Source organism: Achromobacter pulmonis, assembly GCF_021733725.1.
GTDB lineage: Bacteria > Pseudomonadota > Gammaproteobacteria > Burkholderiales > Burkholderiaceae_B > Achromobacter > Achromobacter pulmonis.
This window is the reverse complement of record NZ_JAIFOT010000001.1, coordinates 209,962-232,616: the sequence shown is the minus strand read 5'-3', so window position 1 is coordinate 232,616 and position 22,655 is coordinate 209,962. Positions and strand designations below refer to the sequence as shown.

General features: G+C 65.9%; 16 protein-coding genes, 1 other RNA gene and 1 pseudogene. 10 read left to right on the top strand and 8 right to left on the bottom strand.

Translation table 11 applies throughout. The features are described 5' to 3' along the window. Positions 1–721 precede the first annotated feature (721 nt). The 8 genes and pseudogenes from K2W61_RS01120 to ompA all read right to left on the bottom strand — a co-directional run bounded on the left by K2W61_RS01120 (position 722) and on the right by ompA (position 10,493). Positions 722–2,422, bottom strand: coding sequence for a glycosyl transferase family protein (locus K2W61_RS01120; RefSeq protein ID WP_236754959.1), 1,701 nt, complete (start codon positions 2,420–2,422; stop codon positions 722–724). Between the two features lie 18 nt (positions 2,423–2,440). Continuing rightward, positions 2,441–4,654, bottom strand: a pseudogene (locus K2W61_RS01115) (hypothetical protein). 35 nt (positions 4,655–4,689) lie between these two features. Beyond that, positions 4,690–5,850, bottom strand: coding sequence for a non-hydrolyzing UDP-N-acetylglucosamine 2-epimerase (gene wecB, locus K2W61_RS01105; protein WP_175134935.1), 1,161 nt, complete (start codon positions 5,848–5,850; stop codon positions 4,690–4,692). 531 nt (positions 5,851–6,381) lie between these two features. Next, positions 6,382–6,770: a transfer-messenger RNA gene (gene ssrA, locus K2W61_RS01100) on the bottom strand. Positions 6,771–6,834: 64 nt separating this feature from the next. Then, positions 6,835–8,016 carry an MFS transporter gene (locus K2W61_RS01095; protein WP_175140793.1) on the bottom strand — a complete coding sequence of 394 codons (1,182 nt, stop codon included), beginning with the start codon at positions 8,014–8,016 and terminating at the stop codon, positions 6,835–6,837. Positions 8,017–8,352: 336 nt separating this feature from the next. Continuing rightward, complete coding sequence (locus tag K2W61_RS01090; protein ID WP_175140794.1) at positions 8,353–9,027, bottom strand: HAD-IA family hydrolase; 675 nt, start codon at positions 9,025–9,027, stop codon at positions 8,353–8,355. Further along, positions 9,024–9,752 (bottom strand): bifunctional 2-polyprenyl-6-hydroxyphenol methylase/3-demethylubiquinol 3-O-methyltransferase UbiG, encoded by a 729-nt coding sequence (gene ubiG / locus K2W61_RS01085; protein WP_175134938.1) that lies wholly within the window; start codon positions 9,750–9,752, stop codon positions 9,024–9,026. The genes K2W61_RS01090 and ubiG overlap by 4 nt, the downstream gene beginning before the upstream one ends. Before the next feature lie 147 nt (positions 9,753–9,899). Beyond that, a complete protein-coding gene (gene ompA, locus K2W61_RS01080) occupies positions 9,900–10,493 on the bottom strand; it encodes an outer membrane protein OmpA (protein ID WP_175134939.1) in 594 nt (197 codons plus the stop codon). 412 nt (positions 10,494–10,905) lie between these two features. Here ompA and gyrA point away from each other — a divergent pair, with 412 nt between their 5' ends. The 10 genes from gyrA to K2W61_RS01030 all read left to right on the top strand — a co-directional run bounded on the left by gyrA (position 10,906) and on the right by K2W61_RS01030 (position 22,642). Beyond that, a complete protein-coding gene (gene gyrA / locus K2W61_RS01075) occupies positions 10,906–13,563 on the top strand; it encodes a DNA gyrase subunit A (protein WP_175134940.1) in 2,658 nt (885 codons plus the stop codon). Next, positions 13,563–14,693 carry a 3-phosphoserine/phosphohydroxythreonine transaminase gene (serC, locus tag K2W61_RS01070; RefSeq protein WP_175134941.1) on the top strand — a complete coding sequence of 377 codons (1,131 nt, stop codon included), beginning with the start codon at positions 13,563–13,565 and terminating at the stop codon, positions 14,691–14,693. Before gyrA ends, serC begins: the two co-directional genes overlap by 1 nt. Next, the gene (gene pheA / locus K2W61_RS01065; protein ID WP_175134942.1) at positions 14,686–15,771 is read left to right on the top strand and encodes a prephenate dehydratase; all 1,086 of its coding nucleotides are present in this window, start codon (positions 14,686–14,688) and stop codon (positions 15,769–15,771) included. The genes serC and pheA overlap by 8 nt, the downstream gene beginning before the upstream one ends. 7 nt (positions 15,772–15,778) lie before the next feature. After that, positions 15,779–16,900, top strand: coding sequence for a histidinol-phosphate transaminase (hisC, locus tag K2W61_RS01060; RefSeq protein ID WP_175134943.1), 1,122 nt, complete (start codon positions 15,779–15,781; stop codon positions 16,898–16,900). Continuing rightward, positions 16,897–17,799 carry a prephenate dehydrogenase gene (locus tag K2W61_RS01055; protein WP_175140795.1) on the top strand — a complete coding sequence of 301 codons (903 nt, stop codon included), beginning with the start codon at positions 16,897–16,899 and terminating at the stop codon, positions 17,797–17,799. The genes hisC and K2W61_RS01055 overlap by 4 nt, the downstream gene beginning before the upstream one ends. A 5-nt stretch (positions 17,800–17,804) precedes the next feature. Next, positions 17,805–19,127, top strand: coding sequence for a 3-phosphoshikimate 1-carboxyvinyltransferase (aroA, locus tag K2W61_RS01050; protein WP_175134945.1), 1,323 nt, complete (start codon positions 17,805–17,807; stop codon positions 19,125–19,127). A gap of 30 nt (positions 19,128–19,157) precedes the next feature. Then, positions 19,158–19,835 carry a (d)CMP kinase gene (cmk, locus tag K2W61_RS01045; protein WP_236754956.1) on the top strand — a complete coding sequence of 226 codons (678 nt, stop codon included), beginning with the start codon at positions 19,158–19,160 and terminating at the stop codon, positions 19,833–19,835. A gap of 226 nt (positions 19,836–20,061) precedes the next feature. After that, positions 20,062–21,774, top strand: a complete 1,713-nt coding sequence (rpsA, locus tag K2W61_RS01040; protein ID WP_026382780.1) for a 30S ribosomal protein S1 — start codon at positions 20,062–20,064, stop codon at positions 21,772–21,774. Between the two features lie 3 nt (positions 21,775–21,777). Further along, positions 21,778–22,137, top strand: coding sequence for an integration host factor subunit beta (locus tag K2W61_RS01035; RefSeq protein ID WP_175134948.1), 360 nt, complete (start codon positions 21,778–21,780; stop codon positions 22,135–22,137). Between the two features lie 190 nt (positions 22,138–22,327). Then, positions 22,328–22,642: a lipopolysaccharide assembly protein LapA domain-containing protein gene (locus K2W61_RS01030; RefSeq protein WP_006388264.1), complete on the top strand. Its 315-nt coding sequence runs from the start codon at positions 22,328–22,330 to the stop codon at positions 22,640–22,642. Positions 22,643–22,655: the final 13 nt, after the last annotated feature.

The window sequence follows — 22,655 nt, the reverse complement described above, 5'->3', positions numbered from 1 at the left end:
ACGGCATCGCCGGGGCGATTGGCGATGAGCGCCTGATAGCCCTGTTCGGCCGGTTTGATCGCCAGGCGGCGCTTCATGGTGGTGCGGCGCGCCGTCAGGTCGTTCTTGTTGGGGGCGCCCAGCGCGATGGCCTTGTCGGCGGCAGCCTCGGCCTCGGCATATTTGCCCTGGGCTTCCAGCGCATCGAGCCACAGCATGGCCCAGGCGCCTTGCTTGGGATCGATGCGGAAGGCTTGTTCGGCGCCGCGCTGCGCGGCCGGATAATCGGCGCGGTTGTAGTCGGCGTAGGCGCGCGTGGCGATCGGAAAGCCGCGGCGGTAGGCCGAGGTGGTGGCGGGCGTGGCGCCCGTGGCCGGCTGCGCACCGCGCGGCCGCAGATTGGCGCGCGCCTGGCGCAGCGCCGGCGTGTCGAGGCCGCTCTTGATGGCGTCGGCCGCGGCCTGGTCGGCTTCGCGCAGCTTGCCCTGCTTCTGCAGCGCGTAGATCAGCAGCAGGCGCAGGCGCTCGACGTCCGGACGCAAGGCGATGGCGGACTCGGCTTGATGCTGCGCCTGAACGTAATTGCCCGCATCGTAGCTTTTGTAGCCTTCGTCGGCGAACTGGTAGGCGGCGCCTTCCAGCGGCGCCTCGGCGGCGCGCGGCGCCGACTGGGCGGCGGCGGGCCCGGCGTGGCCGGCGCAGGCCAGCGCGGCGGACAGCAGGAACGAACGGGTCAGTGGCTTCATGGGGGCGTGGGTTTGTCGTCGGAGCGCGCGGGCGCGTTGTCGGCCGTCTGGCCTCCTTGCTGGAAATGGATGGCCTCTTTCAGCGTGCCTTCATCTAGCCAGCCCTGTTCCATCAGGATCTCGCCCAGCGGCCGCTTGTCGCGTGACTGGATTTCCAGCGCGCGCGATAGTTTGTCTTCATCGATCGCCTGCCAGGACAAGAGCAATTCCCCCAGGCGCTGGCGTTGTTGCGCCAGTTGGTCAGTCGAGGGGAAGTCGTGCATGGTCTTGTCCCAGGCCAGCCGCTTGCCGGTGATCAGGTGGCCGATGAACAGCTTCCAGGCGCGCGCCGCGGCCATGGCATTGATGAAGTTGCCGACGATCATGCGCGGGATCGACAGCAGCGCGTGTTCCCAGCCGTACATGCGGCCGACGAAGTAGCCGCGCTGTATCACCCGCAGCAGCAGGGCCACCGCGTTGATCCACATCAGCGTCACCAGCCAGCCGCCGGGACGGAAGTACGACGGGTAGTAGACGGTCCACCAGCCGAACAGGTCGGCCAGGTAGAACAGGAAGAAATTGGCCAGCAGCAGGTATGCCAGGATCGCGATGAACGACGTCACCAGGCCCTTGCGGTCGCGGAACAGCAGGTACTTGGTGGCCAGCGAACCGGTCCAGCCGACCTGTTGCCAGCCCTGCAGCCCGATGCCCAGCGTCCAGCGCGCCTTCTGCCGATAAGCCGTGCGGAAGGTGTTGGGAAAGTACTCCCGCACGCCCAGCGGCATGTGGATGGCGGAGACCTTCTCCTTGCCCAGCCCGAACCAGGCGCGGCGCCGGGTCACGTACTCGACGCCGAACTTGCCGAAGATCTGCCGCATGCCGCGCTGCGCCAGGCGCGCGCCGATGTCATAGTCCTCGGTCAGCGTGTCGGTATTGAAGGGCTGGTTGTTGGTCTCGGCGGCCAGCTCGACCAATGCGCGGCGCGAAAAGCAGGTGCCGACCCCGGCCGACGGCACCATCTTCGACATGCTCTCGCGCACGACCAGATCCTTGGTGTGCCATTCGGCGAATTCGTCCATGTAGGTGCCGGCCACCAATTCGTACCAGTGGCGTTCCAGCGATGTCACCGGCAACTGGATGAAGTCGATGCGCGGCAGGAGATAGTTGTAGTACTTCAGTTCCAGCGGGTGCAGCACGTCTTCGCTGTCGTGCAGGATGACGCCGGCGAACGGCACCGGCTGCCTCGCGTCCTGGGCGAAGATGGCCTGCACGATCCAGTTCAGGCAGTCGGCCTTGCAGGTCGGGCCATCGTGCGGCACTTCCACCCGTATCAACTGGCGGTAACGCCGCCGCATGCGCTCGACTTCCTTGATGGTGCGCGCATCGTTCCGGTAGGTGCCGGCGAAGATCATGTAGTTCTTGTACTCGAGCGTCGACACCATCGTCTCGAGCATCGAGGCGATGACGTCGTACTCGAGCCAGGCGGGCACCATGATCGCCAGTGGCTGCTCTTGCTTGGTGCGCAGTTGCGACGCCGTCAGCGGCGTATAGCGGCGCTTGATCGTCAGCGAACGCCGCAATTCGCGCACCCAGTACCAGGCATCGATGAACAGGTCATCCAGGCTCGACAGCAGGATGATCACGCCGACGACGGCGGTCACGATCTCAAGGCCGCGGTAATAGTCGGCGATGAGATAGGGCCAATAAAGCGAGGACATGAGCGGGCGCGGCCTGGTTTACGGGCGGTCCTGTTTCTTCCTGCGGCTGGCGCGCGTGGCCAGGATCAGGATCAGGATCAGCGCCAGCAGCGCCACGCTGATCGCGGGCACGCCCCACGAAATATAGCGGCGCCATTCGAAGAATGCGCTCTCGCCGGCGCCGGGCGGATGACTGGCGTCGGGGTTGGCGCTGTCGATCCAGGCCACCGGGCCGGTGGCGCCGATCAGCGCGACGTTGCCGCGATTCAGCACGAACGGCGCGTCCGGCATGCCGGCCTGCTGGCCCAGGGTGTGCCATAGCACGCCGTCCTGGCCGCTGGCGCTGATCACCTCGGCGGAACTCAGGTGCTCCAGCCCGGAGATGTCCAGCCACGTCGTGTTCCTGCCGTCGATGCGCAACTGCTTGCGGTCGGTGACGGTCACCATTGGCTTGGCGCCTTCCACCGGCACCTCCATGGCCAGGAACGGGCGGGTTGGCTTGACCGCCTGGCCGGCGGGCGCCACCGACAGTTCGGCGCGGGCGGTCGAAATGCCGCTGGCCGAGGCGATACCGATCAGGCGCTTGAGGTTGGCGGGCGCGTCCGCCAGGTAGCTGTCGGGCACGATCACCTGCGGCGAGCCCGCCAGCAGGGGCAGCAGGCCGACGAAAGTGCCATCCGGCTCGGCCTTTTCCGGCTTCACGTAGCTGGTCGGCAGTACGTTTACCGGATAGCCCTGGGGAATCTCATTGCAGTCGACCGAAACCGGCTGGCGCTGGAACGTGACGCGCACCGCGTTGGTGACGCCAAGCGCATAGCCGGGGACGCGCGCGGTCAGGCGCTCGGGGCGGCCGTCGGCGTCCAACTGCTTGGCGGCCAGCAGGATGCCGTTCCAGAAGACCGACGCCACCGGCCGTGTCGACGATGCGCCGGGCGCGGCCGACACGTCCATGACCAGTTCGCCGGGCATGCGCCCATCGGCCGAGACCGCGGCCAGCGGGAACGTGGTGGTCCAATCGCCGCTGGCGACGACGTTGAAGCTGTTGGGCGAACCGCCCAGCGCCGTCAGGCGCAGGCCGCCATCCTGGAAGGTCTGCGGCGGCATCGCGGCCTTGACCTGTACTTGGCGTGTCACCAGGATACGGCGCCAGGCGCTGTCGAAGGCGCCCGCGCCCTGCGCGCCGGCATCGGCGGCCAATGCGATCACGGCCTGCCGGCCCATCGCGGCCAGGCGGATTTCCTTCGACCGCAGGTCGGCGCCGGCCAGCGGCACGCGCCGCTCGCGCCAGGACCGGAAGGCCGCCGCGGCGTCGGCGTCGCTGGCCAGTTGCGCCTGCAGCGCGTCCAGCGCCTCGTTCAACTTGGCGCGCAGCGCGGCGTCGGCGATCACCACGTCACCGGCGACGGCGGGCGCGCCCATCACCAGCAGCGCGCCGATCTCGGCGGCGTTGGCGATCTTGTGCGCGCCGTTGTCGGCCAGCGACGCGAACGCGGGGATCTGCGCCAATCCGGTGGGAGCCTGCAAGCCGCGCGTGTCGATCTCGTCGCCCACCGACGGGAAAGCGCGGACCGCCACGCGCTTGCCGGCCCGTTCCAGCGCCACCCCGACGCGCCAGGCGCTGTCGAAGGCCTGTTGGTCGAGCTTGGCGCCGCCGACGATCAGGGTCGGCTTGCCCGGCAGCGTGCCCCAGGCGTCATCCAGATTGCCGATGGCCGAGGCGTCGTAACGATAAGTCAGGCGCGTTTGCGGCGAGATGGTCAGCGCATTCGCGGTGGCGCGATTGCTCTCGCAATGGCGCAGCGCGATTTCCGATTACCAGTCCACGCCCACCCGCAGGAAGCCGGTCTCGCGGCCACGCGGGTCGACCGTGTAGCCGTGTGCGATGCGGCCATCGCCGTCGGCGATGCGCTGCGCATTCAGCGGTACACCGTCGGCCCACAGCACCAGACTGGTGCGGCCCGGTTCGCCCTTGGTGTACTTGGCGTCGAAGTTCAAGGTGGCGTCGGCTATCGGCACGCCGCGCGGCACCGGCAGGTAGAACTCCTGGCGCGCATCGCTGTTACTCAGAACGACCGGCTCAGTGATCCCGAGATCGGCCAGCGTGGTGTTGCGCGTGACCCAATCATCGCCCTGCAATTGCCGCAGCGCGTCGCCGGCCGGGCTGGCCATCGCGCCCAACGGCACCAGCAGGCCCGCAGCCATGAGCGTGCGACAGAGCGCCAGGGCGGCGGGAAGGGAAGTGGGTTTGGGCATGGGAACTCCTGGCGGAACACTCAGGTCGGGAGGCATCAGGCCGGCGTGCCGGTGGCCGCGCCGTAGGGATCGAATTCCGAGACGGCGCGGCCGCAGAGCGCATCGACAATACGCGCGCTGGCCTTGCCGTCTCCGTACGGGTTGATACGCCGCGAAAACGCGGCATGCAGCGTGGGATCGTCGAGCAGTCGGTTGACCTCAGTGACGATGCGTTGCCTGTCTGTGCCCACCAGCGCCACCGTGCCGGCCCGCACCGCTTCCGGGCGCTCGGTCACGTCGCGCATCACCAGCACGGGCTTGCCCAGATACGGCGCCTCTTCCTGTACGCCGCCGGAGTCGGTCAGGATGAGATGGGCGCGCTGCATGAACCAGACAAAATCGAGATAATCCAGCGGATCGATCAGGTGGACCCGCTCCAGCCCCGCCAGATCGGCCATCACGACATTGCGCACCTGCGGGTTCAGGTGCACCGGATAGACGATCTGCAGGTCTTCGCGGCGGGCCAGCTCGGCCAGCGCGGCACAGATGTTCTTGAAGCCGCCGCCGAAGCTCTCGCGCCGGTGGCCGGTCACCAGCATCAGTCGGCGTTGCGGGTCGAGCCAGTCGTAGCGCGTGGCTAGCCCGCGCGCCAGTGGCCCATCGGGGGACAGCTTGGCGCAGGTCATGGCCAGCGCGTCTATGACGGTATTGCCGGTCACGGTGATGCGGCCGGCAAGGTTCTCGCGCAGCAGGTTGCCGCGCGATTCGGCGGTCGGCGCAAACAGCCAGTCGCCGATGGCGTCGACCACGCGGCGGTTCATCTCTTCGGGAAAGGGCATGGCCAGATTGCCGGTGCGCAAGCCCGCTTCGACATGGCCGATGCGGACGCGTCGATGGAAGGCGGCCAGCGCACAGGCCGAGGCGGTGCTGGTATCGCCATGCACCAGCACGTAATCCGGCTGTTCCGTCGCCAGTACCTCGTCCACCCGGCTGATCAGGCGCGCGTACAGGCCGTTCAGGGTCTGGTTGGACACCATGACGTCCAGATCGTGCTGCGCGCGCAGATCGAACAATGCCAGCACCTGATCCAGCATCTGGCGGTGCTGGCCGGTCACGCATACCACGCTGTCCAACTGCGACTCATCCTGCAAGGCAGCGACCAGGGGAGCCATCTTGATCGCTTCTGGACGCGTTCCGAATATGGAAAGTATCTTCATCGCAGTCGAGCGGCCTGAGCCGGTGGCATTTTCTTGCGCTTATTATGTCTTGATAGCATTGGTAATATGTGACGGATTATTTCGTTTTGGTCGATAGTTGGCAGTAAGTCGTTGAATTAACTTGGCTGCAATCGATGCCAGGCAGAAATAAAGCAGGGAAGCCGCACATTTCGTTTTGCTGTCAATTCTGTGTCAAATAATGTCTAGATTTGTCTTTTTTTGTTACGTATGGGGCAAAAATGGGTCTCGATGCAATACGAAATATTAGCGGCGACTCGAGCTTATCGTGTCGAATTTATAAGCGATTTGCAATTTTTAACGGTTCCCGGCGGGGGGCGGGGTTGGCCCCGTAGTCACTTCATTTTTTTCGCATGCCGCAGGCATCGCGCCGGCTACCCGCGTTTGCGGGCGCGCCGCAGCCGTGGATAGGCGTGAAAACGCCGCTGGGTGCGGGCCATATGTGAGGGGTGCCGAGGACAAAAAAAATGGCCGACCCGTAAAGGTCGGCCATTTGGCGCTATGGCGGAAATTTGGTGGAGCCGGGGGGAATTGAACCCCCGTCCGCAAGCCCTCCGCAACCAGTTCTACATGCGTAGTCGATCTATTTGGTTTTAACCCTGGACTTAGCCAACCGACAGGCCGGACCAGAGCGATTCACGTAATTTAAATCCGAGCCGTGTGACCCCAGCGCGAACCGATTCCTTGTGAATGTCGCTGCTGCGGTTCGAGGGTTGCCCCCCTAGGAAGTTGCCTTCCTCCGCCTGACCCAAGGACAGATCAGTGCAGCGGCTCACCGCTTAAGCGGCGAGAGCGAAACGCTCGTCGTTGGCGTTTGTAGTGTTCCAGTGGTTTAACGAGCGTACTGGTGCTCGGCATGCCCTGAGTTGTTTCGCGACCCACGTCGAATCCGGATCGGCCCCAAGAAGTTCTATTGTACTGGGAAATGCGATAGTCCGCTGTGTTTCCGCGCGCCGTCAAGCATCGTCATGTGATGTTGGCGCAGGCGGTCTTGCCTACCCGGCGCGGGAGGCGCGATGCCGCCATCAGCGCGAGCGCCAGGCCGACCGACAGTGCCACGATGGCCGCCGCCGCCCAGCCCAGCGCGGCCAGGCCATAGTGGTCGATCACGTGGCCGCCGACCACCGCGCCCAGCCCGATGCCGATATTGGCGCCCGAAATATTGAGCGAGGCGGCAAAAGCCGGCGCCTCGGGCGCGGATTTCATGAGGCGCACATGGCAGACGATGAACAGCGCCGCCTGCGCAACGCCCCAGGCCGTCAGCACGACCGCCAGCAAACCATGTGACTGCATCACCGAGGCCACGAACACCAGGCCGGCGGCCATCAGCGCCGAGAACAGCGCGGTCGCGCCCAGCGGGTTGCGGTCGACCAGGCGGCCGCCGAGCGTGTTGCCGATCAGGCCCACCGCGCCGAATGCCATCATGGTCCAGCCGACGATCTGGCCATTGAAGCCGGCCAGCCGCTCGAGCATGTCCGCCAGATAGGTATAGGCCGTGAACATGCCTGTAAACACCAGTACCGATAGCAGTACGTGGCCGACCACCAGCGGATTGCGCAGGATACGCAATTGCGTCACCAGCTTGACGCTCTCGGCGCGGATACGGGTGCTGGGAAAGGCCAGCAGCAGCAACAGCGCTTTGGCGAACGCCACTGCCGATAGCACGGCGAAGGCCGCTCGCCAGCCGAAGGCGTCGGAGATCAGCACGCCGATGGGAATGCCGAACACCGTCGCCGCGACGATGCCGAACGCCACCATCGAGATGGCGCGCCCGGCCCGGGCGGGGCCCACCAGCTCCACTGCCGTGGCGCTGGCCAGCGACCAGAATACCGGCAGCGCCAGCGCGGGCACGAAGCGGGCCAGCGCCATGACCCAGATGTTCGGGGCCGCCGCCGCCAGCGCGTTGGACAGGCCGAACAGCACCAGCACGCTGATGAACAGGCGCTTGCGCTCGATATTGGCCATCAACGCGGTCAGCAGCGGTCCGGTGGCCGCCACGGTGAACGCGAACAGCGACACCAGCAGCCCGGCCTGGGACACCGTGACATTCAGGTCACGGGCCAGACTGGGCAGCAGGCCGACGATCAGGAATTCGGTGGTCAGGATGGTGAAGCCGGCGGCTGAAAGTAACAGGATGGGCAAAAGCATGGGCAATTCCAGGTGCGCGCGCAGCCCTGGGGCGACGCGCGATGCGGGATGAATGAGTCTGAAAAAGTCTGGGTTGCGCGCCGGACAGGCTTCGGCGCGTGGGCGCATGGGCGGCGCGGGCCGCCAATGCGTGGCGCGGGATCGCTGCGCAGGCGGTGCCGCGCAGCGCCGGCATTTTGCCGGGAAAGGCAATCGGGAAGCACCCGTATTGCCCTGCATGAACATACTTTAATTCACGTGGCGTGCCGGATAAAGTCCCGCGCGCCGGATAAATAGTTCGGCCTGGTCCACTAATCGAACCAGGCCGTTGTCATGGGCGGCAGGCCGCCGGGGGGATCAGCGCAGGTCGGCAGGTAGCAGGGGCTGGATTGCCGGCCAGAGTTCGGCGGGGGTGTTGGCGCAGGTCTCCGCTTCCCAGTGGATGATGTCATCGTCCTCGCCGACATAGCCGTAGGCGGCGGCAACGGCGGGCATGCCGGCCGCATGCGCGGCCTGGATGTCGCGCAGGTCGTCGCCGACATACACGCAGCGATCGGTGGCGAAGCCGGCTTCGCGCGCGGCATGCTGCAGCGGCAACGGATGCGGCTTGGCGTGGGCGGTGGTGTCGCCGCACACCAGCACGGCGCTGTCGCGGGTCAGGTTCAGGTGCTCGACGATCGGCAGCGTCAGGTAGGTGACCTTGTTGGTCACGATGCCCCATGACAGGCCGCGCTGGCGGATGTCGGCCAGCAGCGCCTCGATGCCGGGGAACAGCTTGCTGTGGACGGTGGAGCTGGCGGCGTAGTCTTCCAGGAACTGCAGGCGGGTCGGTTCGTATTCGTCGTCGCCCGGCTTCAGGCCGAGCGCCACGCGCAGCAGGCCGCGCGCGCCCTGCGAGGCTACCGGGCGCAGCGTTTCGTAGGGCAGGGGATCCAGCCCACGGCGGGTGCGCTGCTGGTTGGCGGCGGCGGCCAGGTCGGGGGCGGTATCGGCCAGGGTGCCGTCGAAATCAAACAGGATCAGGGCGCTCATTTGCGGGTAGCCATCAGGTAGTTGACCGAGGTGTCGGAAGTCAGCGAATAGATCTGGGTGATCGGGTTGTATTCCATGCCGCGCATGCCGACCGGCTCCAGGCCGGCCCCGCGGGCGGCCGCGGCCAGTTCGCTGGGCTTGATGAACATGTCATAGGTGTGGGTGCCGCGTGGCAGCAGGCGCAGCAGGTATTCGGCCCCGATGATGGCAAACAGGAACGACTTGGGGTTGCGGTTCAGGGTCGAGAAGAACACCCAGCCGCCCGGCTTGGTCAGCGCCGCGCAGGCGCGCACGATGGACCCCGGGTCCGGCACGTGCTCCAGCATTTCCATGCAGGTGACCACGTCGTACTGGCCGGGTTGCTCGGCCGCCAGCTGTTCCACCGGCACCTTGCGGTATTCGACCTTCACGCCCGATTCCAGGCCGTGCAGCTTGGCGATCTTGAGCGACTTGTCTGCCAGGTCGATGCCAGTGACGTCCGCGCCCGTGCGCGCCATGGCTTCCGACAGGATGCCGCCGCCGCAGCCGACATCCAGCACCTTCTTGCCGGCCAGGCTGCCCACGCTTTCCTGGATCCATTCCAGCCGCAGGGGATTGATGGCGTGCAGCGGCTTGAACTCGCTTTCGGGGTCCCACCAGCGGCTGGCCAGCGCGCCGAACTTGTCCAGTTCGGCCTGATCGGCATTGATGGTGGTTTGGGCGGTATCGGAAGTGTGGGTGCTCATGGGCGGTCCAGCATAAGGCGGCACTCTATATATTAGAGAGGGACTGCGGCGCTTGCGGGCGCCGGGGTGTTTGCACCGCATTGGTGCAAGCCAGGCGAAAAAAAGGGCCTCGCGATGCGAGGCCCTTTATTGTAGCTAGTCCGGCAATTACTTGCGGCTACCCACGATTTCGATTTCAACGCGACGGTTCTGGGCGCGGCCTTCCTTCGTCTTGTTGGAAGCGATCGGGTTCATTTCACCCTTGCCTTCCGTGTAGATACGGTTCGGATCGATGCCCTTGCTGACCAGATAGGCCTTGACCGAAGCGGCACGGCGCTCGGACAGCTTCTGGTTGTAGGCTTCCGTACCGATCGAGTCGGTATGGCCCACGGCGATGATGGTCTCCAGCTCGATACCGCGAGCTTGCTGGGCGACTTGGTCCAGCAGTTGGCGGCCTTCGGGCTTCAGGGTCGACTTGTCGAAGTCGAAGAACGTGTCAGCGTTGAACACGACCTTGGCCGCCATCGGGGCCGGCTTCGCCTTCTGTTGTGCGACCGGAACACCGTCGCAACCGGGGATGCCGGTGGCCGGGGTCCAGAACGCATCGCGCCAGCACAGTTCGTTCGTGCCGTTCTTCCAAACGTCACCAAACGGATTGCGCCAGTTGTCCACCGTTTGGGGATAGGTCTGGGCCGAGGCTACACCCGAGGCCGTGACGGCAGCGAAGGCGAGCGCCAGAGCGAATTTGGAGGGTTTGTTCATGTTTCTCCTCGTTGAGCTTGAAGCTGGATAAGTGACTCGCAGCGAACCCCCGCCGCATATCAGGAAAACGGGGCCAGTATAGCAACGCCAAGAGCTGGTTCAAAGGAATAGCTACTGGGTTTCCTGCGTGCTGGAAACAATCTTAAGGCATTTGGGGGGCTTTGGCTTCCCTGGACAGCCGCATTGGTGCTGGATATGGCGTTTTCCTCGCTCCATTGGTTTGCCCTGTTGGTTTTTGACAACAGGGTTCCAGATGCGGGCGAATGTGCCGGTGCCGCTTGCCCGCGACATCCGTGTCGAGGCCCGAGCCACGGGCCGCGCGGGGCCCTTGGGGCCTCGATCCCAATCGAATGATAGAATTTCCTGTTTACCCGGCCCGGGTTCCTCCTTACACGATTCTGTCGTTATATATATGGATTCCTTTGCCAAGGAGACGCTTCCGGTATCGCTGGAAGAAGAGATGCGCCGCAGTTACCTCGATTACGCGATGAGCGTGATCGTCGGGCGGGCGCTACCGGATGTGCGGGACGGGCTCAAGCCTGTCCACCGGCGCGTGCTCTACGCGATGCATGAACTCAACAACGACTGGAACCGCGCCTATAAGAAGTCCGCGCGTATCGTCGGGGACGTCATCGGTAAGTACCACCCCCACGGCGACCAGTCCGTCTACGACACCATCGTCCGCATGGCGCAGGATTTCTCCATGCGCTACATGCTGGTCGACGGCCAGGGCAACTTCGGCTCCATCGACGGCGACAACGCCGCGGCGATGCGTTACACCGAAATCCGCCTGGCCAAGATCGCCCACGAGCTGCTGGCGGACATCGACCAGGAAACGGTCGACTTCGGCCCCAACTACGACGGCAGCGAGCAAGAGCCGCTGCTGCTGCCCTCGCGCCTGCCGAACCTGCTGGTCAACGGCAGCTCGGGCATCGCCGTGGGCATGGCCACCAACATCCCGCCGCACAACCTCCAGGAAGTGGTCGACGGCTGCCTGTACTGCCTGCGCAATCCCGCGTGCTCGGTCGATGAACTCATGGAGATCATCCCGGCGCCGGATTTCCCCACGGGCGGCGTCATCTACGGCATGTCCGGCGTGCGCGAAGGCTATCGCACCGGCCGCGGCCGCGTCATCATGCGCGCCAAGACCCACTTCGAAGACATGGAAAAGGGCAACCGCCAGGCCATCGTGGTCGACGCGATTCCCTACCAGGTCAACAAGAAGACGCTGCAGGAGCGCATCGCCGAGCTGGTCAACGACAAGAAGATCGAAGGCATCTCCGACATCCGCGACGAGTCCGACAAGGACGGCATGCGCCTGGTGATCGAGCTCAAGCGCGGCGAAGTACCCGAGGTGGTGCTGAACAACCTCTACAAGAACACGCAATTGCAGGACACCTTCGGGATGAACCTGGTGGCGCTGGTCGATGGCCAGCCCCGCCTGCTCAACCTGAAGCAGATGATCGACTACTTCCTGCAGCATCGCCGCGAAGTGGTCACGCGCCGCACCGTGTTCCAGCTGCGCAAGGCGCGCGAGCGCGGCCACGTGCTGGAAGGCCTGGCCGTGGCGCTGGCCAACATCGATGACTTCATCGCCATCATCAAGGCCGCGCCGACGCCTCCCGTCGCGCGCCAGGAACTGATGGCCAAGTCGTGGGATTCCTCGCTGGTGCGCGAGATGCTGTCGCGTGCCGACGGCGATACGCCGGGCGGCCGCGCGGCGTTCCGCCCCGATGGCCTGGGCGCCGAGTTCGGCCTGCAAGGCGACGGGCTCTACCGCCTGAGCGACACCCAGGCGCAGGAAATCCTGAACATGCGCCTGCAGCGCCTGACCGGCCTGGAGCAGGACAAGATCGTCGGCGAATACAAGGACATCATGTCCACCATCGCCGACCTGCTGGACATCCTGGCCCGTCCCGAGCGCATCACGAGCATCATCGGCGAGGAACTGCAGGCCATCAAGGCCGAGTTCTCCACCGGCGCCAAGGATGCGCGCCGCTCGGATATCGAGCTGAACGCGACCGAACTCGACACCGAAGACCTGATCACGCCCACCGACATGGTCGTGACCCTGTCGCACGGCGGCTACATCAAGAGCCAGCCGCTGTCCGAATACCGGTCGCAGAAACGCGGCGGCCGTGGCAAGCAGGCCACCGCGATGAAGGAAAACGACTGGATCGACCAGTTGTTCATCGCCAATACGCACGATTTCCTGCTGTGCTTCTCGAATCGTGGCCGGGTCTACTGGCTCAAGGTCTGGGAAGTGCCGCAAGGCACGCGCAACTCGCGCGGCAAGCCCATCGTCAACATGTTCCCGCTGGCCGAAGGCGAGAAGATCACGGTGGTGCTGCCGGTCAAGGAGTTCAGCGAAGACCACTACGTCTTCATGGCGACCTCGCGCGGCACGGTCAAGAAGACCCCGCTGTCCGACTTCTCCAACCCGCGCAAGGCCGGCATCATCGCGGTCGACCTGGACGATGGCGACTACCTGATCGGCGCCGACCTCACCGACGGCAAGCACGACGTCATGTTGTTCTCGGACGCCGGCAAGGCCGTGCGCTTCGACGAGAACGACGTGCGCCCGATGGGCCGCAACGCCCGCGGCGTGCGCGGCATGATGCTCGAGGACACCCAGACCGTGATCGCGTTGCTGGTGGCCGGGGACGAAACGCAGAGCGTGCTGACCGCCACCGAAAACGGCTACGGCAAGCGTACCCCGATCACCGAGTACACGCGCCATGGCCGCGGCACCAAGGGCATGATCGCCATCCAGACCAGCTCGCGCAACGGCAGGGTGGTCGGCGCGGTGCTGGTGATGCCTTCGGATGAAATCATGCTGATCACCACCGGCGGCGTGCTGGTGCGCACCCGGGTCGCGGAAATTCGCGAAATGGGCCGCGCCACGCAGGGCGTCACCCTCATCAACGTCGACGACGGCAGTTCGCTGTCCGGCGTGCGCCGGGTCGTCGAAAGCGATGCCGACGATGACAGCGAAGACCTGGACGACGGCCAGGAAGAGGGCGACGGCGACGCCGGAGCAACGGATTCGACGGAACCTACGGAGCAATAATGGCCCGCCCCTGGAACTTCTCGGCTGGCCCCTCGGCCCTGCCCGAGGTGGTACTGCAGCAAGCCGCTGCGGAAATGCTGGACTGGCACGGCAGTGGCATGTCCGTGATGGAAATGAGTCATCGCGGCAAGCACTTCGTGCAGATCTGCGACGAAGCGGAAAGCGACCTGCGCGATCTGCTCGGCCTGTCTCCGGACTACGCGGTGATGTTCATGCAAGGCGGCGGTTCCGGGGAGAACGCCATCGTTCCCATGAATCTGATGGGGCGGCGCGGCACGCCGGCGGCCGACTTCGTCGTCACCGGCCACTGGTCGTCGCGCTCCTACAAGGAAGCCGGCCGCTACGGTGACGCGCAGGTCGCGGCCACCAGCGGGCAGGCGACGCAACTGGATGGCGGCGAACAGGCGCCGTTCACCTGGGTGCCGCCGGTCGACACCTGGAAAGTGCGCAAGGAATCGGCCTACCTGCACCTGTGCAGCAACGAAACCATCGGCGGCGTCGAGTTCATGGACTGGCCCGATATGGCCGCGCTGGACGCGCCCGACGTGCCGTTGGTGGTCGATGCGTCCTCGCATTTCCTGTCGCGGCCGATGGATGTCAGCCGTTGCGGCATGATGTACGCCGGCGCCCAGAAGAATGCCGGCCCGGCCGGTGTCACCATGGCCATCTGCCGCCGTGACCTGATCGGCCATGCGCTGCCGATCTGTCCGTCGGCGTTCGATTACGCCAACGTAGCCGCCGAGCATTCGCGCTACAACACGCCGCCGACCTTCGCCATCTACATCGCCGGCCTGGTGTTCAAGTGGGTCAAGGCCAATGGCGGCGTGGCGGGCATGGAAGCGGCCAACAAGGCCAAGGCCGAGCTGCTGTACGGCTACCTCGACAGCACCAGTTTCTACCGCAATCCGATTCACGTGCCCGTGCGTTCGCGCATGAACGTGCCGTTCGTGCTGCGCGACGAGTCGCTCAACGACGCCTTCCTGCAAGGCGCCGAGGCCGCCGGCCTGACGCAGCTCAAGGGCCACAAGAGCGTGGGCGGCATGCGCGCCTCGATCTACAACGCCGTGCCGCTGGCCGCCGTGGCCGCGCTGGTCGAGTACCTGAAGGAATTCGAGCGCCGCTATGGATGACGACCTGCAGCGCAAGCTGCGCCCCTTGCGCGACCGCATCGACGCCATCGATGCGCAAATCCTCGACCTGCTGTCGCAGCGCGCCCGCGCCGCGCAGGAAGTGGGCGAGGCCAAGCACGCCGCCCATGCCGACGGCCCGGTGCTGCGCCCCGAGCGCGAAGCCGAAGTCATCCGCCGTCTGCAGCAACTGAACCCCGGCCCTTTTCCGGCGGCCGGCGTGGCGTCGGTCTGGACCGAGATCATCTCGGCCTGCCGTGGCCTGGAACGCGGCATGACCGTCGCCTACCTGGGCCCGCAGGGTTCGTTTTCCGAACAGGCCGCGCTGGAGCATTTCGGCCACGCAGTGCAGAAGCTGCCTTGCGTGTCGTTCGATGAAGTCTTTCGCGCCGTCGAAGCGGGCCAGGCCGACGTCGGCATGGTGCCGGTCGAGAACTCCACCGAAGGCGCCGTCAACCGCAGCCTGGACCTGCTGCTGAACACGCCGCTGCGCATCCTGGGCGAGCGTTCGCTGGTGATCCGCCACTGCCTGATGTCGCAGTCCGGCACCATGGACGGTATCAAATCGATTTCCGCGCATCCGCAGGCGCTGGCCCAGTGCCAGGGCTGGCTGACGCGCAACTATCCCGACCTGGAACGCGTGGCCGCGGCCAGCAATTCCGAGGCCGCGCGCCTGGCTGCTGCCGACCCGACCATCGCCGCCATCGCCGGCGAAGTGGCGGCGCCGGCCTGGAACCTGCAGGTCGTCAGCGCCGGCATCCAGGACGACCCGCACAATCGCACGCGCTTCCTGGCGATCGGCAACATCGAGCCGCTGGTCAGCGGCAAGGACAAGACCAGCCTGATCCTGGCGGTGCCGAACCGCGCTGGCGCCGTCTACGAGATGCTGGCGCCGCTGGCGGCCAACGGCGTGTCCATGACACGTTTCGAATCCCGTCCGGCCCGCACGGGCGAGTGGGAATACTATTTCTATGTCGATGTCCTGGGGCATCGCAACGATCCGAACGTCGCGCTCGCCCTGAATACCCTGCGGGCGCAGGTTGCCTACCTGAAAGTGCTGGGTTCCTACCCGGCGCCGTGAGCCTTCCATGACCAATACCTCCAAGCCTCTCGCCGCTCCCGCGCACGTCAGCGCCATCGCCCCGTACCAGGCCGGCAAGCCGATCGAAGAGCTCGCCCGCGAGTTCGGATTGGATCCGGCCAGCATCGTCAAGCTGGCGTCCAATGAAAACCCGCTGGGCATGCCCGCGTCGGCGCGCGCGGCCATGCTGGCGGCGGCCGAGTCGCTGGCGCGCTATCCCGATCCCAACGGCTTCGACCTGAAGGCCGCGCTGGCGGCGCGCTACGACGTGCCGATGAACTGGATCACGCTGGGCAACGGCTCCAACGACATCCTGGAAATCGCCGCGCTGGCTTTGCTGGAGCCGGGGGCCTCGGCGGTCTATGCCGAGCATTCGTTTGCGGTCTACCGCCTGGCCACGCAGGCCCGCGGGGCGCGCCACATCGTGGTGCCGGCCAAGGACTACGGCCATGACCTGGACGCCATGTTCGACGCCATCGCCGACGACACGCGCCTGCTGTTCATCGCCAATCCCAACAACCCCACCGGCACCTTCGTGCCGGGCGAGCAGGTGGCCGCGTTCCTGGAGCGCGTGCATGCCGCCCACGGCGACCGCGTCACCGTGGTGCTGGACGAAGCCTACAACGAGTACCTCGACCCGGAGTTCCGTTTCGACAGCACCGCGCTGGTACGCCGCTATCCCAACCTGATCGTTTCGCGCACCTTCTCCAAGGCTTATGGCCTGGCGGGCCTGCGGGTGGGCTTCGCGGTGGCGCAGCCGGCGCTGACCGACCTGCTCAACCGCGTGCGCCAGCCGTTCAACGTCAACACGCTGGCGCAGGCCGCCGCCGTGGCCGCGCTGGGCGATGCCGCTTACCTGGAACAGGCCTACACCTCCAACAAGACGGGCAAGGCGCAACTGTGCGAAGCCTTTGATCGCCTCAAGTTGCGCTACGTGCCCAGCTACGGCAATTTCGTGCTGGTGCACGTGGGCGATGCGCCGCGCATCAACCTGGCGCTGCTCAAGCGTGGCGTGATCGTGCGGCCGGTGGCCGGCGATGGCTTGCCCGAGTGGCTGCGCGTGTCCATCGGCCTGCCGCAGGAGAACGCCCGTTTCATCGACGCGCTGACCGCCATCCTGTCCGAATGAGCGGCGCTTCCTTCAAGCCGGAACAGGGGGCCGCTGGCCCCCTGATTCCTGTGCTGGCCGTCGTTGGCGTGGGCTTGATCGGCGGCTCTTTCGCCGCGGCGCTGCGCCGGGCAGGGCAGGTGGGGCGGGTGCTGGGCGTGGGACGCAATGCCGCCTCGCTGGCGCGCGCGGTGGAACTCGGCCTGATCGACGAAGCCGTCAGCGCCGAAGACGCCGCCGCCCGCGCCGACCTGGTGTTCCTGGCCACGCCAGTGGGCGGGCTGAAGGACGTGCTGGCGCGCATGCTGCCGCACCTGCGCGAGGCCACGTTGCTGACCGATGGCGGCAGTACCAAGGCCGAAGTGGTCGATGCCGCCCGTCTGGCGCTGGGTGCGCGCATCGGCCAGTTCGTGCCGGGCCACCCCATCGCCGGCGCCGAGCGCACCGGCCCCGAGGCCGCCGATGCCGGCCTGTATCAGGGGCGTTGCGCCATCCTGACGCCGCTGGCCGAGAACACCGCCGCCGCCGTTGCCCTGGTGCGCGATGCGTGGCGCGCCTGTGGCGCGCACGTGATCGACATGGACGCCGGCGCGCATGACCGGGTGCTGGCCTCGGTCAGCCATCTGCCGCACCTGCTGTCTTCGGCGTACATGGAGCAGGTTGCCACCGCGGATGACGCCGCCACCCGGCTGGCGCTGGCTGGCAGCGGTTTCCGCGACTTCACTCGCATCGCGGCGGGTTCGCCCGAGATGTGGCGCGATATCTTTCTATCCAACCGCGACGCCGTGCTGGCCGAGCTGGCGGCCGTGCGCGCCGTGCTGGATCGGGCCGAGCGCGCGATCGACGGCGGCGATGGCGCGGCCTTGCTGGCGCTGCTGGACACGGCGGCGCAGGCGCGCCGCAACTGGCGCAAGGAGTAACCGACATGGGCGCTTCGCCTTTCCTGGATCTGCCGCAGGTGCGGCGCGCGCAGGGCGTCATGGCCTTGCCCGGCTCCAAGAGCATTTCCAACCGGGTGTTGCTGCTGGCGGCCATCGCTGACGGCGAGACCGTGATTACCGGCCTGCTGGATTCCGATGACACGCGTGTCATGCTGGCCGCCTTGCGCCAACTGGGCGTGGCCGTGTCCGAACTGGCCGAGGGCCGCGTCACCGTGCGCGGCGTGAGCCGCTTTCCGGTCGACAGCGCCGACCTGTTCATGGGCAACGCCGGCACCGCCATCCGGCCGCTGACTGCGGCGCTGGCGCTGATGGGCGGCGACTACCGTCTGTCGGGCGTGCCGCGCATGCACGAGCGTCCCATCGGCGACCTGGTCGATGCGCTCAAGGCGCTCGGCGCCCGTATCGACTACCTGGGGCAGCCCGGCTACCCGCCGCTGCATATCGGCCGCGGCGAGATCGCCACGCCGGCCGTGACGCAGGTGCAGGGCTCGGTCTCCAGCCAGTTCCTGACCGCGTTGCTGATGGCCGCGCCGCTGCAGGCCGGCCAGAGCGGCCAGCCGGTAGTGATCGAGGTGCTGGGCGAACTGATCTCCAAGCCGTACATCGAGATCACGCTGAACCTGATGGCGCGCTTCGGCGTCGCCGTGCAGCGTGACGGCTGGAGCCGTTTCACCATCGCGGGTGGCGCGCGCTACCGCAGCCCGGGGCGGATCGCGGTCGAGGGCGATGCGTCCACCGCCTCGTACTTCCTGGCGCTGGGGGCGATTGGCGGCGGCCCGTTGCGGGTCACCGGCGTGGGCGCCGACAGCATCCAGGGCGACGTGAAATTCACCGACACCCTGGCCGCCATGGGCGCGACCGTGACTTACGGCGACGGCTGGATCGAAGTGAGCGGCGTGCGCGTGGCAGAGGGTGGCCGCCTGAAGGCCTTCGATACCGATTTCAACCTGATCCCCGACGCCGCGATGACCGCCGCCGCGCTCGCGCTGTACGCCGACGGCCCGTGCCGACTGCGCAACATCGGTAGTTGGCGCGTCAAGGAAACCGACCGCATCCACGCCATGCAGACCGAGCTGGAGAAGCTGGGCGCGCGGGTGGAATCGGGGCCGGATTGGCTGCGCGTCACGCCGCCGGCCGACGGCGCCTGGCGCGATGCGCACATCGGCACCTGGGACGATCACCGCATGGCGATGTGCTTCTCGCTGGCCGCATTCAGCCCGGCGGCGGTACGGATTCTCGATCCGGGGTGTGTCAGCAAGACCTTCCCGGGTTACTTTGACGTCTACGCTGGCCTGGTATCGGCCTAGCGGCCACGGGCTCGCGCTCAATTTCCCGACATGACTTCGACAGATTCGACTCCCGCTCCCGTCATCACCATCGACGGTCCCACCGCTTCGGGCAAGGGCACCGTGGCCCACCGCGTCGCCAAGGCGCTGGGCTGGGCGGTGCTGGATAGCGGCGCGCTGTATCGCTTGACCGCGCTGGCGGCGCTCAATCGCGACGTGGATGCCGCCGACGAGCCCGCGGTGGCACGGGTGGCCGAAACCCTGGATGTGCGCTTCGACGGTCCCCACGTCTACCTGGAAGGCGCCGACGTCGGCCACGAAATCCGCCGCGAGGAAGTGGGTAATTTCGCTTCCCGCGTGGCGGCCTTCCCCGGTGTGCGGCAGGCGTTGCTGGAGCGCCAGCGCGCGTTCCGCCTGGCGCCAGGGCTGGTGGCGGACGGCCGCGATATGGGCACGGTGGTGTTTCCTGATGCGTCCCTGAAAGTGTTCCTGGTGGCCGATGTGGTCGCGCGGGCCGAGAGGCGGCGTAAGCAGTTGATCGAAAAGGGAATTTCTGCTAATCTAGACGACCTTTTGCGGGACATGCGCGAGCGGGATGCCCGTGATACGCAGCGCGCCACGGCGCCTCTGGCTCCCGCAGCGGATGCACACGTGCTGGATTCGTCGAACCTGACGATTGCGGAAACCGTGCAGGCAATACTGGATTTTTGGCAGGCGATCCCCCGATAGGAATCACCTGACGGAAAGCCTGGCGCAAGTCCGGCTTGCTGGCAAAGCCAGGCAATCCTCGCGTTTTTCGATTTTCTTTTTTTAGGCCCTGTCTTTGGCCAGGCGACACCCCCACGGGACACCCCGCAAGGGCAAACCGGCAGACAGGTATTTTGACTCCACTGTGGCGGGCAATCCGCTGCGGTGTGTTTTTAACGGCCATTTCGGCCCAATGGATTTCAACCCCATGTCTTCCGTTTCCACTACCGCCACCGGCGGCGAAAGTTTCGCCGACCTTTTCGCCCAGAGCCTCAAGAGCCAGGACATGAAGTCCGGCGAGGTCATCAGCGCCGAAGTCGTGCGCGTCGACCACAACTTCGTCGTCGTCAACGCCGGCCTGAAGTCCGAAGCGCTGATCCCCCTGGAAGAGTTCCTGAATGACCAGGGCGAGCTCGAAGTGCAACCCGGCGATTTCGTCTCGGTGGCCATCGATTCCCTGGAAAACGGCTACGGCGACACCATCCTGTCGCGTGACCGCGCCAAGCGCCTGTCGGCCTGGCTGCAACTGGAAAAGGCCCTGGAAAACGGCGAACTGGTCACCGGCACCATCACCGGCAAGGTGAAGGGCGGCCTGACCGTCATGACCAACGGCATCCGCGCGTTCCTGCCGGGTTCGCTGGTGGATCTGCGTCCGGTCAAGGACACCACCCCGTACGAAGGCAAGACCCTCGAATTCAAGGTCATCAAGCTTGATCGCAAGCGCAACAACGTCGTGCTGTCGCGTCGCCAGGTGCTGGAAGCCAGCATGGGCGAAGAGCGCCAGAAGCTGCTCGAAACCCTGCACGAAGGTGCGGTGGTCAAGGGCGTGGTCAAGAACATCACCGACTACGGCGCGTTCGTGGACCTGGGCGGCATCGACGGCCTGCTGCACATCACCGACATGGCCTGGCGCCGCGTGCGTCACCCCTCCGAAGTCCTGCAAGTGGGTCAGGAAGTCGAAGCCAAGGTCCTCAAGTTCGACCAGGAAAAGAGCCGCGTCTCGCTGGGCGTCAAGCAGCTCGGCGAAGATCCGTGGGTGGGCCTGGCTCGCCGCTACCCGCAAGGCACCCGCCTGTTCGGCAAGGTCACCAACCTGACCGACTACGGCGCGTTCGTTGAAGTCGAAGCCGGCATCGAAGGCCTGGTGCACGTCTCCGAAATGGACTGGACCAACAAGAACGTCGATCCGCGCAAGGTCGTGACCCTGGGCGAAGAAGTCGAAGTCATGGTCCTGGAAATCGACGAAGACCGTCGTCGCATCTCGCTGGGCATGAAGCAGTGCCGCCAGAACCCGTGGGAAGAGTTCGCCACCAACTTCAAGCGTGGTGACAAGGTCCGCGGCGCCATCAAGTCGATCACCGACTTCGGCGTGTTCGTCGGCCTGCCCGGCGGCATCGACGGCCTGGTTCACCTGTCCGACCTGTCGTGGACGGAAACCGGCGAAGAAGCCGTGCGCAACTTCAAGAAGGGCGACGAGATCGAAGCCGTGGTTCTGGGCATCGATACCGACAAGGAACGCATCTCGCTGGGCATCAAGCAGCTGGAAGGCGATCCCTTCAACAACTTCGTTGCCACGTTCGACAAGGGCGCCGTGGTTCCGGGCACCATCAAGTCGGTCGAAGCCAAGGGCGCCGTCGTGACGCTGTCCGTGGACGTCGAAGGCTACCTGCGCGCCTCCGAGATCTCCTCGGGCCGCGTCGAAGATGCCACCACCGTGCTGACCGCCGGCGAGAACATCGAAGCCATGATCGTCAACATCGACCGCAAGACGCGTTCGATCCAGCTGTCGATCAAGGCCCGCGACAACGCCGAAACCGCCGAAACGATCCAGCGCATGTCCGACGCCAGCGCTTCGTCCGGCACCACCAACCTCGGCGCGCTGCTGAAGGCCAAGCTGGACCAACAGCGCAACGACGGTTAATTCGTGACCAAGTCGGAGCTGATCGCCGCCTTGGCGGCCCGCTATCCTCAGCTGGCCGCCCGCGACACCGATTACGCGGTCAAGACCGTGCTCGATGCGATGACCCAGGCCCTGGCCTCGGGCCAGCGCATCGAGATCCGCGGTTTTGGCAGCTTCTCGCTGTCGCAGCGGTCTCCCCGCATCGGCCGCAACCCGAAATCCGGCGAACAAGTGCTGGTGCCTGGCAAACAGGTGCCGCACTTCAAGGCGGGCAAGGAATTGCGTGAGCGGGTGGACTTGGTCGGCGGCAACGACGAGGACGCTCAATCCTCCGGATCGAGCGAATCGATGCCGTCCTTGGCGAGTCTGCATGCCATGCATTGATGGCACGGCCAGCAAGCCGCTTCCGGGCGGATCGGACCGCGAGCAAAGCCCCTTGAGCAATCAAGGGGCTTTGTTTTTGGGCGTTCCGTAAAAAAGCGGGGCGGCTGTCAAAGCGGGCCGCGCAAGGCCGATACACGAGGTGTGGAGGTCGCTTACAATTGTCCCTCTCGAATTCTTAGGAGCATGCGTCATGCGCTACCTTGTCTGGGCCCTGCGATTGCTCGTGTTCGTGGCGGTATTGATGTTCGCGTTGAAGAACACCGATCCCGTCGCCGTGAAGTTCTATGCCGATTACGTGGTGCAGGATGTGCCGCTGATCGTCGTCATGCTGGTTGTGTTCGTGGTCGGCGCCCTGTTCGGCCTGCTGCTGACCGTGCCCGCCGCCATGCGTCGCCGTCGCGAGGCCATCCGCCTGCGCCGCGAACTCGACCGCGTGCAGGCTGCCGTCAACGGCACCACGCCGGCGGTGCCGCCGGAAGCGGTCGCCCCGATGTCGCCGCTGTGATGGCGCCGCGCCA